General features: G+C 38.3%; 13 protein-coding genes and 1 pseudogene. 1 reads left to right on the forward strand and 13 read right to left on the reverse strand.

Annotated features, from left to right (window positions below):
- Positions 1–50 precede the first annotated feature (50 nt).
- The 3 genes from FHS10_RS25785 to FHS10_RS25795 form a co-directional block, all read right to left on the reverse strand.
- The gene (locus tag FHS10_RS25785) at positions 51–2,294 is read right to left on the reverse strand and encodes a GH92 family glycosyl hydrolase (protein ID WP_259096729.1); all 2,244 of its coding nucleotides are present in this window, start codon (positions 2,292–2,294) and stop codon (positions 51–53) included.
- 267 nt (positions 2,295–2,561) lie between these two features.
- Complete coding sequence (locus FHS10_RS25790) at positions 2,562–3,356, reverse strand: polysaccharide biosynthesis/export family protein (protein ID WP_259096731.1); 795 nt, start codon at positions 3,354–3,356, stop codon at positions 2,562–2,564.
- 1 nt (position 3,357) lies between these two features.
- Complete coding sequence (locus FHS10_RS25795; protein ID WP_259096733.1) at positions 3,358–4,515, reverse strand: DUF1972 domain-containing protein; 1,158 nt, start codon at positions 4,513–4,515, stop codon at positions 3,358–3,360.
- 243 nt (positions 4,516–4,758) lie between these two features.
- Here FHS10_RS25795 and FHS10_RS25800 point away from each other — a divergent pair, with 243 nt between their 5' ends.
- Positions 4,759–5,424 (forward strand): acyltransferase, encoded by a 666-nt coding sequence (locus tag FHS10_RS25800; protein ID WP_259096735.1) that lies wholly within the window; start codon positions 4,759–4,761, stop codon positions 5,422–5,424.
- Positions 5,425–5,504: 80 nt separating this feature from the next.
- Here FHS10_RS25800 and FHS10_RS29360 read toward each other — a convergent pair.
- The 10 genes and pseudogenes from FHS10_RS29360 to FHS10_RS25850 all read right to left on the reverse strand — a co-directional run.
- Positions 5,505–5,654 (reverse strand): annotated as a pseudogene (locus FHS10_RS29360) (acyltransferase); the annotation flags it as partial.
- Between the two features lie 360 nt (positions 5,655–6,014).
- Positions 6,015–6,653: an acyltransferase gene (locus FHS10_RS25810; protein WP_259096739.1), complete on the reverse strand. Its 639-nt coding sequence runs from the start codon at positions 6,651–6,653 to the stop codon at positions 6,015–6,017.
- Between the two features lie 94 nt (positions 6,654–6,747).
- On the reverse strand, positions 6,748–7,887 hold the full coding sequence (locus tag FHS10_RS25815; protein ID WP_259096740.1) for a glycosyltransferase family 4 protein: 1,140 nt from the start codon (positions 7,885–7,887) through the stop codon (positions 6,748–6,750).
- Positions 7,888–7,889: 2 nt separating this feature from the next.
- Positions 7,890–9,191: a glycosyltransferase gene (locus FHS10_RS25820; RefSeq protein WP_259096742.1), complete on the reverse strand. Its 1,302-nt coding sequence runs from the start codon at positions 9,189–9,191 to the stop codon at positions 7,890–7,892.
- A gap of 5 nt (positions 9,192–9,196) precedes the next feature.
- A complete protein-coding gene (locus FHS10_RS25825) occupies positions 9,197–9,970 on the reverse strand; it encodes a glycosyltransferase family 2 protein (RefSeq protein WP_259096744.1) in 774 nt (257 codons plus the stop codon).
- Positions 9,971–9,978: 8 nt separating this feature from the next.
- The gene (locus tag FHS10_RS25830; protein WP_259096746.1) at positions 9,979–11,250 is read right to left on the reverse strand and encodes an O-antigen ligase family protein; all 1,272 of its coding nucleotides are present in this window, start codon (positions 11,248–11,250) and stop codon (positions 9,979–9,981) included.
- Between the two features lie 5 nt (positions 11,251–11,255).
- Positions 11,256–11,900, reverse strand: a complete 645-nt coding sequence (locus tag FHS10_RS25835; RefSeq protein WP_259096748.1) for an acyltransferase — start codon at positions 11,898–11,900, stop codon at positions 11,256–11,258.
- Between the two features lies 1 nt (position 11,901).
- Positions 11,902–12,597: a CatB-related O-acetyltransferase gene (locus FHS10_RS25840; protein WP_259096750.1), complete on the reverse strand. Its 696-nt coding sequence runs from the start codon at positions 12,595–12,597 to the stop codon at positions 11,902–11,904.
- Positions 12,598–12,621: 24 nt separating this feature from the next.
- A complete protein-coding gene (locus tag FHS10_RS25845; RefSeq protein ID WP_259096752.1) occupies positions 12,622–13,983 on the reverse strand; it encodes a lipopolysaccharide biosynthesis protein in 1,362 nt (453 codons plus the stop codon).
- Positions 13,984–13,994: 11 nt separating this feature from the next.
- Complete coding sequence (locus FHS10_RS25850; RefSeq protein WP_259096754.1) at positions 13,995–16,388, reverse strand: GumC family protein; 2,394 nt, start codon at positions 16,386–16,388, stop codon at positions 13,995–13,997.
- Positions 16,389–17,158: the final 770 nt, after the last annotated feature.

Genomic DNA, 17,158 nt, shown 5'->3' on the forward strand with positions numbered 1-17,158 from the left:
TATACCATTTGAATTATCTCTACAGATAAATGTACTTATTATGCTCGTAATCAATCCTTTTGGGGCACGCTGGTCATTTTAAACTCCAAAGTGCCACCATGGCTGATCTGTTCGTGCGAGATTATATGGTTTTTAATGAGTTGCCCGTCAAACCTTACTTCTTTAACATATTTATTTTGTGCCGATAGATCTATAGCTTTAATAACCAGCTTATTTCCATTTTGTAAATTCAATGCGATGTAAGGGAATTGCGGTGCACCAATACTATACAGCCCGGATGCGGGAGTTACCGGGTAAAAGCCCATGGTACTAAAAATATACCAGGCCGAGGTTTGTCCGCAATCATCGTTCCCATTTATGCCGATAGGCGCGTTCCTGAAGTTTTGCCAACCTGTATGCTGCCGCACCAATTCCTGTGCTTTCCATGGCATACCACAGTAGTTAAACAAGTAAATATAATGATGCCCCGGCTCGTTATCGGCCCGGTAATGTCCGTCATTAAAATTATGTTTTAGTTTATCGGCAAACGGCTTTTCGCCTCCCATCAGGCTGATCATACCCGGGATATCCTGCATGGCGCCAAAAGTATATGTCCACTTTGTTCCCTCGGTAAAGCCGCTATCGGGCTTTGCCGACCATTGCCCGTTGACATTTTTAGGAGCCATAAAACCGGTTGCCGGGTTATAAACGTTTTTATAATTGGCACTCCACTTCATTAACTCATTATAGTCTTCTGTTTTGCCCAAACTTTTGGCTACCTGCGCTACGCAATAATCATCAATACCATATTCAATGGTGCGCGAAACAGACTCCCTTACCTTATCAACCGGAACAAAGCCTAGCTTGTGGTAATAGGTTAATCCTCCCCTGGCCTCATAGCTTGTCCACAGGTCGCGATCTCCCCATTTCTTTTGCATATCGCCATCCGGTGCCTCAAAAGCATCTTTATGCATGGCATCGTACGCCAGTTTGGTGCTGTAACCCCGAAAACCTTTTACATAGGCATCTGCTACCACAGCATCAGCGTGGGTACTTATCATGATATTGGTATAAGTTGGGTTAGGCCACATGGGCATCCATCCACCCTCCTGGTACATTTGTAGTAATGATTTCACCATACCGTTAATACGTTCTGGCTGGGTTAATATCAACAGCGGGTGTAAGGCCCGAAAAGTATCCCATAATGAATAATCGTTATACGATTCGCCGTTGTGTATCTTATCATCAAAGGCACTGTAATATCTTCCATATTCAGAAAATTGCCGTGGGAATAATAGCGTATGAAATAACGCGGTATAAAAAATCGTTTTTTGCTCATTAGTAACACCGTTAACCTGCGCCACTTTTAACTGCTGTTGCCAATTATTGCGGGTGTCTTTAACTATTTTCTCGAAATCCCAGTCAGGTATTTCTTTTTTAAGGTTGCTGCGTGCCTGATCAAGGCTAATAAACGATGTTGCTACAGCAACTTTAATTTGTGTATTGGCAAGTGTTTTAAATGAGATAAATGCGCCCATCCTGGTACCAAACTGCTCTTCGCTGCCTTTTTTGATGATTTTGTTATCCCAGGTACCATATTTGCGGATTTGTTTATCAAACTTAATGATAAAATACCCTTTAAAGTTTTTAAGCTCGGGACCAAGTTGTGCTGATTGCCTATCGGGATTATAGCCGGTGATCTCGTTATTAACGGTATCTATATGAACATATCCTTTTAGTCTTTTTAATCTTGATTTGTAATCGTTAGCCCAATCTGTAAGTTCGGGGTTAAGGTTGATGCCCTGGATAATGAGATGAGCTTTTTCTGCTGCGGGAAATGTAAACCTAAACATACCACAGGTATTTGCCCCGGCAATTTCGGCTTTGATGCTTGTTTTGGCATCGGCTTTTAGTTTTACCGAATAATAATAAGGCTTTGCAATTTCGTCTTTATGGTCATAGGTTAGCCTGCGCTCTTTAGGTAGTACCCTTAAACTACCGGTTTGCGGCATAATAGATACATAACCATAATCGCCCATCCAAACAGTTGGCTGATGTGTTGCCAACAAACCAATAACAGCCTTATCTTCATACTGATAACACATGCGCCCCATTTTGCTTTCGCCGGTTTGGGCTACAAAATTGGTCATGGCAAAGGGCACATTAACACAAGGCATAGTACCGCCACCGTCAAGGCCTTTGGCAAAACCGGTTATTGCTGTACCTATTAAAGGATTAACAAAATCAACTTCATCTTTATGTATTTTGGGTAAAGACTGCTGCGCGCTAATAACTTCACAAAATAGCAGTGACATTATTAAAAGATTCACGCTTAATTTGAATTTCAGGCAGATGGTAGATCTCATATCAATAAAATATCTTGACATTTTCAGGTTAAAGCAAATCTCTAATTTTATTTTATAATCAGTACAAACATTCTTTTTTAATTACGGTTTTAAAAAGAACAAAAAAACCGGAACCGATACGCGACAGCGGATCAGCCCGGTTTCACCCTTCCCTAATTAATATTGCTTTCTGTAGATTTAAAACGCTAATTATTAGTCATTTATAGAGGTATAAGTTTATTTCAACGTAAAGAGCAACAGTACTGTATTCAGTAATAGCAAGGTTGGTTGTACAATTGTTGATATATTTTGGATTTTGTCGTTACGCACAGCCCGCTTATTTTGACCAACATACACAATATCATCATTTTGCATAATTACAGCCGGATTAGTAAGCGACTCCAATTCGCTTAAATTGATCTCGGTTACTTGGGGATTTACGGTCCCTCCCCGGATGATTTTCACGCGCTTTTCATTACCCTTATCAGTAATGCCGCCCGCCTGCCCCAATACATCTATCAGCGTAGTTTTGTCCTTTACCAGTGCATAATTACCTGGTGACCGTACCTCGCCAAAAACAGAAACCTTTAAGTTAATAATCTTAACCTCAATAATAGGGTCTTTGATCAGCTTCTTGCGGTACATATCCTCAATGGCTTTTGATGCCTCCTGTCGGGTTAGTCCAGCCACCGCTACGTGCCCAATTACAGGTAATGCAACAGTTCCGTCTTGTTCTACCGGATAAGCTTGCGAAGCAGCGTTGCTACCACTCCCTTGTGAAGATGAAGCAGAGGTATTTACATCTTCTAATATAAATTTGATATTTTGCAGGTTACGCACCTGCAAAATATCTTCAGGCTTTATTTTATAAACGCCTGCTATAGTGAAGTTATTAGGCTGATTAGCTGTGATATTGCCATTAGGTTCAAAAAGTGTTTGATAAGGTTTATTTGAACAGGAGCTAAAGCCAATAATCAGTCCGCTAAACAGGCAAATAAACTTTATATAATTGAGGTAAATTTTTGTCGCCATATTAATGATCCAGTGAAAAAGTGATCTGCGGAGTTAAAACCTTTTGAGGAGTTGCCTGTACTCTTTCGTAAACAATTGATTCAAAATGACTCGCATATGAATTGATAATGTTATCACAAGTGTAAACAGTGCTTATTTTCTCTATGTTATTTGCTAACAATTGCTTGTAACATGGCGCGCTTTTAACAGTAACAGCCAACTGCAGGGCAACGTCCGCGGCGGTGCTAAAATAAAACGCATCTGTACCTAATATTGCACGGTTAAATTTGTTATCGTTTGAACAAATTAAACTGTTAGATGCCATGGCTTCGAGTAAAGATGGGTTTGTTCCTCCAACAGTGTGCCCGTGAAAATATAAGTTTGAATAGTATCTTAAATTATTAAGCTTGCCCAAATCGTAAACGGCACCCGCGAATACAATATTTTTATGGAATTGAAACTTTGCACGTATATACTCGCCATAATCATTATCTGTACTACCCACAACCAAAAACTTCCTGTCCAACCCAGCCTTGGCAACACCATCCAAAATAATTTCTATACTATTTTCTGGTTCCATTCGCGCAATAAGCATATCGTATTGCTCAGTTTCCAGGTTATATTCATTTAAAACTGTAGCATTTGGACTATTGAAAACCTCTGCACCGTAGGGGATAAAACAAGAATCCTCACCGTACTTCCCTTTGAGATATCTTTGTATTTCGAGTGAGTCGGAAATTAAATGATCGCTATATCTCACCGCAAGTTTTTCGGCATATTTTAAAAAAGCCTGAACCGGTTTGCTGTATTTCGCTCTTTTCCATTCCAACCCGTCCATATTGGTGGTAACAATGGCTGCACCGGGCAATAACCATCCCCATACAGAACTGCTGGTGTAGCCCAATTGCAAAATAATATCAACCTTACGTTTGCGCACGTCCCGGATGCAATTAAGGTCATAAAGAAACTGGCCAACAGTACCCATTTTGTATTCGGGATCATAACAATGGCAAATTTCTACTCCTTTCCAATCCTTTTGCTGGTATGGGTGATTATGGGAGTTGTATACAATAACCTCGTACCCCTTTTTAATTAAACCTGCCGCTAAATATTCGGCACATTGTTCAAAACCGCCGTAATGGTTTGGAATCCCCCTTGTTCCTATGATAGCAATCTTCATATTATTATGTTTTAATACTTTTAAATTCCATTGATTAATATTTACAGGTATTTCAAATAGATATTTCTATTTTGGATATCGTACATTTAAATGTATGCATAAACAAAGTAGATTGGGCTTAAATGGGCCTATTTGAACATATCGTATAGAAAAAAACAGAATGAACAGAATAAATAAACAAGAGTATATTTTATCGAAAAAAAAGTATTATAATTATACTTCAGAGCGGATAATAATAAGAAAATGCAAAAGGCAGTAAAATTCATTAAAAGAGTCAATTTGAAAACCATCATTTTCAACTTCAGGTATTTTCCGTTTAAAACGGCCATTAAAATGCCTGTATTTATATCCAATAATGTTTTCTTATATAAGATGCAGGGAACAATAAAATTTAACTGCCCTATCAAAACCGCTATGATACAAATTGGCTATGGTCAGATCGGAATTTCGGATTTTAAAAGAACAAGAGGCATTTGGGAGGTATATGGAGAAGTGATTTTTAATGGCCGTGTATTTATCATGCACGGAACTAAAATAGTAGTTGGAAAAGATGCTCAGCTTGTTTTGGGCGATAATTTTACGACCAGTACTGAGGTATCGATAATTGCGGAAAAACGAATTACATTTGGTAATGGATCCGGAATATCATGGCAAACACAGGTGATGGATACCGATTTCCATCACATAGCCGATGAACATGGAGTAGTATTTAACCAGCCGGCGGAAGTTATCATAGGAGATAAAGTTTGGATAGGTTGTCGTTGTACTATTTTAAAGGGAGTTACAATACCCAATGGTTGCATCATTGCGGCCAACTCATTAATAACCAGAAAACTATCTGGAGAGAATAACATTTTTGGAGGTAACCCAACCCGGGTATTAAAAAGCAATGTTACCTGGTGGTATTAACTCTTTACGATAAATTAGGAGAGCAAACTTTATATTATAGGTAACACAGCATCGCTTAAATCATAATTGAGATTTTTGTTTCTGCTGGCGATTTGTTTAGCAGGTACGCCTCCAACAACTGTATATGGCAGTACATTTCTGGTTACTACCGCACCGGCTGCCACAACCGCTCCTTTACCAATGGTAACCCCAGGTAAAATAACCGACCGGGAACACAACCAAACATAATCTTCAATTACAACGGCCTGGCCAACCTGTGCAAAATCGGTCGCGTTATAGTCGTGATGCAATGACCAGATCATTACTTCATTACTGATGTTTACATTGTTGCCTATAATTAGTCCCATCCTTGCATCCAGCAAAGCATTATGGCCAATTATAGTCCCTTGTCCTATTTTTAGTTTCCAGGGACTCCTGATTTCGAAGCCACGATAGATGCCTGCTTTATAGCTGATTTTTGCCTTTAAGCTTCTTAATAAAAATATTCTCAAGGTATGAAACGGTAACCAACTAATAATTCCACAAGCCATGAAAAGGCAAGATCCTTTAAATTTATCGATACTTTTACTGCTCATTGCTTATGACTTTATTTAAACAATTTTGAGATTCACTTTATAGGTTGGATTTTCTGGCAATGGAAGTTCGGTGCGTTTTTTCATTACCCTGCCTGGTATACCCGCTACAATTGAATTTGGAGCCACTGTTTTTGTAACAATACTACCTGCGGCAATCACACTTCCTTCGCCAATAGTTACACCGGCCAATATGGTAACCCCCGCGCCTATCCAACAATTGTTTTTAATACAGACACCATTGCGAATCACTCCCTGGTCTTTAATATTTACATTCAAATCCGAGAACTGGTGATTTTCAGAGAATATTTTAACTCCCGGGCCAATTATTACGTTATCGCCAATTTCTATTCCTCCTTGTCCGCCTAAATAAGTACCCGCATTGATGCCGCTGTTATTACCTATAATAATTCCTTTTCCTTTTTGTGATATTACACCTGTGCAAATTAAAGTGCAATTACGTGCTATTGATACATTATCTTTTACCATAATGCCGTTTAATGACAGCGCATTTATATAGGTATTATCTTCAATAATTAGATTACAACCAGCAGTAAATTGGTAAGCATGATCAATAACAACACGGGAACCAATAAACAAAAGCCCGTTTGTCTTTTTAAAAAAAAGCCGACTACCCGTCCCTCTTAAAATCTGCATTGTTCTGTTAAATAGAATTATAAACAACTCTCTGAGGTTGTAATTGCTTTCAAATTTATAATCGGGCTTATTCTTAAGCTTGCGTATTACGCTTTCAATTATCACATGCATCGCTTATAAGTTTAAGTATTCCGTTTGCTGATTTGAGCCAGGTAAATTCACCTGCACGTTTAACCCCGGCTATTACCTTCTCTTTATATAAATCAATATCATTCAATAAATCATTGACTTTATTGGCTATATCTGCTGTATCATCCGGGTTGATATAAGTAGCTGCGTTTCCACATATTTCGGGCATTGCGGTTCTGTTTGATACTATCACAGGCACCCCACATTGCATGGCTTCCAGTGGTGGTAATCCAAATCCCTCGGCATATGAAGGAAAACAAAATACAGTTGCATTGGCGTAAATAACATATAGATCTTCCTCGGGTACATGTCCGGTAAAAACCACTCGATTACGCAAACCTTCTGTATGAATTTGTATTTTTAAGGCCTCTGCCGTATTACCTTGCTCTCCTACTATTACTAATTTTATAATTTTATCATCGAGCAATTTTATTGCGCTTACCAATTTTGAAATATTTTTCCTGATGTTTACCCTGCCAACGCAAAGCAGGTATTTGGGAGGCAAATGGTGTTTAATAACAACGGCCTTAACCCTCGCTGCCGAATAATTAGATAGCTTTTTAAAATTATTATTAACACCATGATATATAACCGAAACCTTATTTTCACTACCAACTTTGTTTTGTATTAACCTATCTTTTTCGGTATTTGAAATGGTGATGATCAAATCTGATTTAGCTGCAAGGCCTTTCATCTTCCTGAAATAAAAAAGTTCGGCCCCGGAATAATATTGCGGGTGATCCAGGAATAAAACATCGTGTATATAAACCACCTTGAACAGGCTTTTCGGCCATATACTGTTAAAATTCTGAAATAACATGGCGTCTAATCTGTATCTGCCCGCATATATCGGAATAAGCAACACGTTATTCAGCAAATTGGGGATAGCAGGTAAAAAAATAAGCTTAATATTATTGGGAAACTGTCCAACTGCTTGTTTCTTAAAATTGCTTGTTATAAAAAGGTAAAGCTCAATATGTGGGTGATTACCGGCTATCATTTCATCAACCAGATTTTTTACCACCATATTACCACTTGGCGGCCCTTTAAAATACCATTTGGCATCTATTCCCAGTTTTATTTTATAAACACCTTCAACTTTCATAATCAAGAAGTTAATGATGAATAAATTAAGGGTGCGGCTTTGCGTTCAGCATATTTACCAATAGCCTTATTGTACATATTGTTAAGTGTGGCAAGCCGGGTATTCCAGTCATGCTCCCTGGCGCATTGTATGGTTGTTTGAGCTAAGTCGATTAAAACAGACGGATTACTTAATACGGAGACTAATGCAGCCCTCATTTTGTCGATCATTACCGGATAGTCATCATTCTTGATTTTAATGCCGCTTTTGCCGCAAATAACATCCCCCATCCCGCAATGGTCAATAGTTAAAGTAGGTACCCCACAGGTTAATGCTTCAAATATTACTGCAGGGTTATCTTCGGCAATGCTGGTGATAATATGAAGATGCGATGCCGACATGATGCCAATAGCTTCGCTACGCTGTATATGGCCATGCCATGTTATCTTATCTTTCAAATTCAGCGCAGCTGCCTTTTCCTTCAATTTTTGCTCAAGCGGTCCGCTCCCTAAAATGTGAAGTATCCAATTGTTATGGCCCACGCCAGACAATATCTCCAGGCACATATCCAAATTCTTCCGTTCAATAAGATTGCCACACCATACCAGTTGTACGCATTGATCTATCCGGTTGAATTTTGATTCATCAAGAATGGGCGCACTGATGATGCCTTGTTCTGACAAATAATAACTTTCAACCCCAAACTTTTCCCAAATAGTATGTTGCCCCGCCGATGTAGCCGCTATACACACATCAGCTTGTTCAAAAGCGTGTGCTATCCTGCCCGAATAATTGAGTTGTAAATGATTAATATAATTTTTTAACGCAAATTTAAATTTAGTAAAACGGGGTTTGTTTACCAGCAGGCGGGTATCAATTTTATTCATCCCCCCTATCGGCCCCCACACTAATGGTTTTTGAAGCTTCCATAAAAACCCCGGCTCCCTAAATCCAATCGGGCCCAACTGATGTATTACATCTATCTCAACTGTTCTACAAATTTCCCGCGCTGCCTTCAAGGCGCTTTTCTGCCATAAATAGTACGCAAAATAAAAGAACCAGCCCCAACCGATTTTATCAAGCAGCGTAATGCATTTAGCCAGCCAACCTGGCTCAACCTCCACAAAGTGAACCGATTTTAAGGGCGTATGCTCAATAAACGCATGCATTGTTTGAGTATCGCCCATATAGCTATCACTCATGCCATATAATACCCATAATTCATGTTGCGTAGCAAGGTTCATTACAGTATTCCAGGCGGCCCCATATTCAGACCCTTTCACCGGAGATATTGCATATGCTGATATCAGGATTCGTTTTTTCATAACATTTACGAATTGGCCAGGTTTCTTAGAGGATCTTTATAAAAATATCGCCAACGCAAGCGGTTTAAGTAGTTGAACAGGTAAGAACAGTAATAATTCAACCCATTTAAATGCCTGCGCATAACACTCAGCTCTTCGCGGTGCATTTTCACAGTATCATTACTTACCCCATCAAGCCGCATGTAAGCAACCACCTCATCAACATGCTTTATTTTAAATCCGTTACGTTTTATGCGCAGGAACATATCAAAATCCATGGCTATTTTCAACCCGGTGTCATAACCACCAACTTGCAGATAAACCCCTTTTTTTATAAAACAAGTAGGGTGCATAATATACATCCCGAAATTGAGCCAGCTTACTTTGCTTTTTTTCTGACGCTCAATTTCATTTGCACCAACAAGCATAATATTGCCACAGCATACATCGTCATCTTTTGATATACTGTGCATCATTACTTCGACAGCGTTGGGCGTATACCAGTCGTCTGCGTTGATCATACCTATCCAATGGCCCGTAGCCATAGCTATGCCCTTGTTAAAACCATCGGCAATTCCTTTATCAGGCTCACTAATGTATTTAGCTAATTTCCCTTTATATTTCTCAATAACCTTTTGCGTACCATCGGTTGATCCACCATCAATAATAATGTACTCCAGATTCTGGTAAGTTTGGCCCAACACACTCAGTATGGTAAGTTCAATAGTAGCCGCCGCGTTATAGGCAATGGTGATAATGGTTACTTTGGGTTTGTGCTTTAAGTATAATTGCTTTTCCATACGCTTACTTAAATAATTAAAGGTTGTTCAAATTTCATTTGTAAGGCCTCTTCACGTTCCTTTTGTTTAAATAGTAAAGAGTTAAAATTCAAATAACTATATCCCAGGGTAATCATCAGAACGCTCATTTCAACATTAAAAAAAGCAGTCACTATGTAATTGGTTAGTAACAAACAGATGATGCACCCAACAGTTAATGCGGCGAAAAATCGAATTATCGGAGGGCCGGTATTGTCGGCATATTTGCGCCAGTTAACCACAATGAGGCTTAAAAAAACAGCTGCGTAGACCATTATACCAATGATGCCGGTTTTTACCAGGATATAAAGCCAGCCGTTGTGCAGCACCGGGATAAATTGAAAATCGGTATCCTCTCCAAGCCTTACGAAAGTTTTAAGGTCTATTAGTTTACCTAACCCACCAAAGATCCAATTTTTGGTGTCGCCTTCGGTATAACCTTTAAGCGCCATAAATGATTCGTAACCCCGATATTGCATATTAATATCCTGCTCGTTAGTGTATTGACCTATACTTACTTCGGAGAATGAACCCATTATTTTCCCCATGAAGGTGCCGTCAGAATTAACTTTTAAAGCATCAAAAGGGATAAGTGTAAATGCAATAACCATTAAAAGTATCACCGGCGGAATCCAAAGTCGCTTTATGCGATCTGCAATCAATAACAGCAAAAAGCAAAATGTGATAATGAGATATGTACGCGAGGCAAACATATAAACCCCCATCACATTGATAGCGGTAAGTGCATTAAACAAAAGCGGACTAAATAACCGGATATTAAATTTACGGGTAAGCAACAAACAAGCTAATGCCACCGGCGGCCCTGGGGTACCTACAATACCCATGGCATAATGCGCCGAATATGGATCTGTTAAAGCCCCAAAACCCATGTAAGATATTGAAATACCGGTTACCATAATTGACGTTATTACCCCGGCATAAATCAATGTTTTTAAAAACTGATCGATAGTAAGGCGGCAAGCCATAACTATTCCGGCGGTTATAAACAACATTGGAATAGTAAAGTAATAGAAATCTTTGAAGATAAGGTATGTGTCATTTTCAAAACCAACCAGCAAACCCAGTAGCACCGGCACCATCAGAAATAAAAACAGCCGGGCCATTTTAATTGCCGTAATCTGCTGATCCATTGGCAGAAGAATCACCAACAAAGCAATTCCTAACGCTATTGCCTGAATGTGGAAAAACGAAGCAAGGATGAGTATTAACAGTAAAAATGAAGTAAACCTTTGCTGATTCATATTACCTATATTAAAACCGCTGAGTATTGATTTTCTTTTACAAATCTTGCGGGGTTGCCTATCCAGATCTGTTCATCGGGAATATCCTGAAACACTACGGACCCAGCCCCCACAATTGAATTTCGACCTATAGTTACGCCTTTTAAAATAGTGCTGTGGCCGCCAATGAATGCGCCATCCTTAATAACCACAGGCCTTGATTTTACGCCGTCCAGCCGTTCAGGATAACTGTTCCTATACCTTGCATCTAACGAATGAAAATCGGTGTCGTAAATGACTGTATTGATGCCAATCTTTACATTGTTACCAATGCTTATCTTATCATGGCAAATAATGGCTACAGATGTGACACCAACATTTTCACCGATAGATAGTTCGGCACCTTCAGCAACTACAAAATAACATTGTTGCTGTCTACCCCCCATAGCATGATACTTACCGCTATTGAACCTGAAACGCCTGCCAATGGTAAATTTCCCCCTCATGTTTATATCAAGGATAGGAATCCCAAATCCTATAAAATCATAAGAAAACTGCACGCCGTTTAAATAGAATTTCAAACAACTGATGATCCATGAGTAAACCCGTGCCATTTTGTAGTATAAAACACGCAACGCACGATAAAACTTCCTGATCAGGTACATCATCATATTATACGGTTGCTAAGGTTGGTTCAACAAAATTTTCTATATTCCAGAATTTCGAAATATTTGCTTCAATCCACTCTTCACTTTTATTCCACCATTCGGTGCGCTGCAGATATTTGATCTGCTCGTCGTCAAAGCGTTTTTTTATAAACCTGGCAGGATTGCCGCCCACTATTTCATACGGGCCAACATCATGTACCACTAATGAATTGGCTGCTATAATAGCCCCGTTGCCGATAACTACGCCATCAATAATAATTGAATTTGCCCCTACCCAAACATCATTACCAATAGTTACAGGTTGATTGTTATTGAATTTTGATTCGGTACAATAATTTTTTATAAGGTTGGCCTGATTGTTAAACGTTACGGGATGCGTGCTAACGAAAACGGAGGTGGGATGCTTACCCGGCGCTATTTTTACATTTGGGCCAACCGAACAATACCGTCCCATTTTAGTATTTAACACGTAGCTGAAGCTGTTAATGTAGGAGAAATCACCTAACGTACAGTTAGTAACAATGCATTGAGTTCCCAAGGTATTGTATCTACCAAAAGTGGTATTGCTAACTTTGCTTAAATAACCTATGCGCAGGTGATTACCCCAATACTTTAACTGGTAAATGGTTTTGCACTTTAGCCATTTTAAATACTCACCCATTGGGTTTGTGATGAATGAACTGTCGATATAAGCTTTCATAAACGGTCAGGTTTTATGTTTCAATCACGCGTTAAAAATTCCCGAGGCTGTTTTATTGATTATTTTATTGGTTTGGATATAAAAAACAGTGCTCATTAATATAAATAAAATGGTATTGGCCATGGTTACCCCGGCTAAACCAAACCACCTGCCCAATATTATAGCTAACGGGATATTAACTACTGCGCTTATAGTAACCAGGTAAAGCTGTAACTTAATTTTGCCTGTGCCATTTAAAAGATAAACATGTATTGTTTGCCATATAGAAACAATGGTATAAATACACATACTTATAGAAAGGCTCAAGGGCACAGACAAGGCCTTACCTAACCATAGCGTATACAACCAAGGCGATACCACCAACAATAGTACCGTGCACAGGCTCAATACAAGCCATATCTTTTTGATGCTGGTTAAGGTATTTTTTATCCATTGATGATCGCCTTTAGTATAAGCTTCGGTAAATGCGCTCCAGAATGGCGTAATTACAATAAGGAAAAACATTAATATTACCGAAAATAGCTTATATGCCGCATTGAAGGTTGTTACCTTGGCCGGCCCAAACAATTGGGTAATAACGATATTGTCTGTTTCGTAGAGTACTAAAGCCCCTATCTGAATAATAAAAAAAGCACTTCCAGTAAACAGCAAGCTTTTAGCATACTTGAAGTTTAATGAACTTATACGCGGCGCAATATGATTGTAATTACCCTTATAAAACCATATACTGCCTGCTATGAGCGCCAACAAAGGCAAACCGGCCATAATTATTACCAGGTCTGTTAACGAACCTGTTTTAAGTTTCATTAAAACAACTATTGATACTAAGGTTATTACCTGACCCACAAGGTTTATAACCGCAGCTTTAGCCGGCTCATGATTGGCCGTTAAAACGGTATTTATTAACTGTACTACAAATTGAATGCAAAAGAAACAAATGGTAAGGAACACCAAATGAGATAAATTGGGGTATGTTGACGAATGAACGTTAAATATGCGCTGCCAGTTAATAAAAGGATTTACGATACAAAAAGCGACAAAGATTAAAAAAGCGACAATTACCAGCATCAGATAAGCTGTGCTTACATAGCTGCGTGCTTTTGAAAAATCGCCAATAGTTATGGCTTCGGCAAGCTTATTTTTAAGTCCATTTCCCATACCCAGATCAAAAAAGCCTGCCCATATAATAAACGAACTCAATGTTAACCAAATGCCGTATTGAGTTGGGTTTACATAACTAATAGTAAGCGGCATCAACAAAAACGAAATAGCTAAGCTGCCACCTTTAAGTAATACCGATTTAAGGATATTCTTTTTAGCTTTAACAGACCGTTCATGCCCCCTGTTAATCAACTTAAATATATTAGCTTGTACTGCCTGAATCATCGTTTTTTCTATTAAGAAATGTGTGATTTTTTCATTAGGCTGGATAGCCCGTTTTCAGTGCTTTCATCTATAACATCATATCCGTAGCTGCCATAACCGTGGCCATAGCCTGTTATATTGTTTTTATGGAGTTCGATGTCGTTTACAATGAGATATAGGCGTTTGGCCTTTTTAGTTTTGTACAGATCATTAACTATACCCAATTGCGATTTATAAGTATAATTTTGTCTTACTACATAGCAGGTTATATCTGCAAACTCCTCTATGATCAAAGCATCGGATACCAAACCAACAGGTGCGCTGTCGATAATTACGTAATCAAATTTTGTTTTTAAGTCATCTATCAACACCTTAAGGTGATCGGTCATCAAAATCTCGGCGGGATTTGGAGGAATTGGCCCGGAGGAAATGAAGTAAAAGTTTTCATTGAACGTCGACGGTTTGATTAGCTCATCTATACGAGTTTCTCCGTCTGATATCACGTAATTTGTAAAACCGCAATCATTTTCGACCCCGATGTTTTTTAAAAGTCTGGGCTTGCGCAAATCGAGCTCCAGTAATACTACTTTTTTGCCGGATAGCGCAATTGAATTGCCCAGGTTAAGGGAAATAAATGATTTTCCTTCGCCACTCATGCTTGAAGTAAAAAGGATTACGTTTGATTTACCTTTTTCGGTTACGTACTTTAAATTGGTACGCAGGGCCCTTATCTCCTCAGATATAATAGAACGTGCATCATTATAAATCAAATTTCTACTCTTGTTGGGGTTTCTGCTTATTTCACCCAGTAACGGCACGTTGGTATGTTTATCTATGTCTGATTTCGAATTTATGCGAATATTTAACATCTCCTTGATGCTTAGCCCTGCTATAGGTATAAACAAGCCGGCAAATACACTCAATGTATAAATTAATGATTTTTTGGGTGCAAATGGGACTTCGTCGCTTTCTGCATCATCCAAAATGCGGCAGCTTGATAGCGTAGCGGTTTGCGAAATGGCAGTTTCTTCGCGCTTTTGAAGCAAAAACAGATAGAGGTCTTGCTTTAAACTCTGCTGCCTGGCGTAATCAAGATAGATCCTTTCTTTTACAGGTGCGCTTGATATTTGGTTTTCGATAGTTGAATTTTGCCTGCGAAATGCTGATTGCGAAACCTGCAAACTATTCCTATAATTACCTAAGCTTGTTAAAAGCGCCTTGCGTGCCAGTGAAATCTGCTGATCTAAATTTTGGATATAAGAACTATTTTCGGTGAGGGTAAGTTTAAGTTCTTCCTTTTTCAAGAGCATTTCATTGTAAGAATTAATAGCCGTACCAAATGCCATATCCTTGGTAATCAATGAACTTGGCACAACCTGATTGCCATTTTCCTTACTCACATATTTATACAGGTCATTAGCAACAGCCAGCTGCACCTCATTTTCGTTTAATTTATCCTGGTACTGATTTGCTCCTTCAACTAACGCCTTTGATTGTGCATTAATGTCTGATATCTTGTTTTGAACTTTATATTGTTCCAGGGTTTTCTCAACCCTGTTTAATTCAGCTCCAACCACAACAAGGCGGGTGTCAATAAATTTCATGGTGCTATCAGCAATCCTTATTTTATTTGAAAGGTTATTTTGCAAATAAACTTTCATCAGTGTTTGTAGTATCCGCTCGCCCTTAACAGGATTGCCGGTAGTTAGCTGCAGATTAATTACCGTGGCCTGTTTATCGTCCAGCCCCGCATTAAAGTCGCCTGAAAGATCTGTTTCCGCTTGTTTTATTGATTGTACTTTTACAACATAATCGCCTTTGGGTTTAAATTTTAAGGTCTTGTTCAAAACCAACGTATATTTATCAAGTTCAACGGGTTTCCCAAACTCTCCTGTTACATCAATATTCTCTTTGTCATTACTCAACCTAAAAGCCTTTTCGTTAATAACTTGAATATCATATTTAGAAAGTTTTAAAAAATCATGTTTATAAACCGCGGTTACTACAAACGGAGCGTCTTCATATAATTCAAACTTCCGTAACCCGTTGTTATCAAGCACATGTAAGTTTAAATTGAGTTTAGATACCACCTGTTTTAAAAGTCCCCTCGATTTTAACACCTTAACCTCGTTATCGGCATTACTTTTAATGTCAAACAACGAAGCCAAATCGGCGTTCACTCCATTTGTTAGTGACTTTGAAGTTGAGTTTTTGTCGTCCTCGACTATAATTTTACCAGATACATTCCATTGAGTAGGTAAATAATTAATATAACCAAGCGCAAAAATGAGGCAAACAATAAGGCTTATAAAAAACAGGTACCAATAGTTAATACATATAGCTATTAAACCCATCAAATCACCCTGTCTAACTTCCTTCTTATAGGAAAAATCAAGTTTTTCTGCCAAAATATCCGTGTTGTTCATAGTGCTTAGTTTATAAAGTCAACTTAATGCAATTGGTATCAGATGTATATAATTTATAATTGTATGTATCCTCAGTTTTGATATTATTTGCAAGAGTCTTTTTTAATACGACCTTAATAAGTGGAAAGTTAAGGTAGAAAAGGCAATATAAATGAGCTTTAGTGGCTTTGAATAAAGTGAATAGGATGCAAAACAGTGAATGGAAAAGATGGCATTCCAAATGGATTTCTGCATTCACTCCCCTATTCGGAGGTTGATACTACCAAGTATTTTAATTGAAGTTGTGATGATTGCTATGCGACTTAGCCGTATAGCCACAAACTCAATTAATATAACAAACAGCTTAGGATATTTCTCTCTTTAGAGTTATATTCGATGCAATCGATTAAATCATAAGTGACTATAAATTATTGTTCGTTTGCTGAAATGCTTGCCCTCACGGAGCAATCGAATAGTATCTGAGATATTGTTATAACCGGGTCCCGGCATCCAAATATCTCAGGTTAATGAGAGATTGCCTGTATTACAGGATCTTGTTTCTAAGTAGTTTTTTGTGTCTATCGATTAATATAGCCAGTAGTTTAATGCTTGAAATTTTTATTGGTAAATATTAGCCCAGGCTACAGAATATTTGACTTTATTCCGCACAAACAATTATATTTATCTATAATAATTATAATAACTATACAAATGTAAAGTAACAAGCTTTAAATAACCAACATCATATGATCAGAACGCTTATTAATTTTTATTTTTAAAACCAACACACT

Origin of the sequence: Mucilaginibacter dorajii, assembly GCF_024808255.1 — a bacterium.
Taxonomy (GTDB): domain Bacteria; phylum Bacteroidota; class Bacteroidia; order Sphingobacteriales; family Sphingobacteriaceae; genus Mucilaginibacter; species Mucilaginibacter dorajii.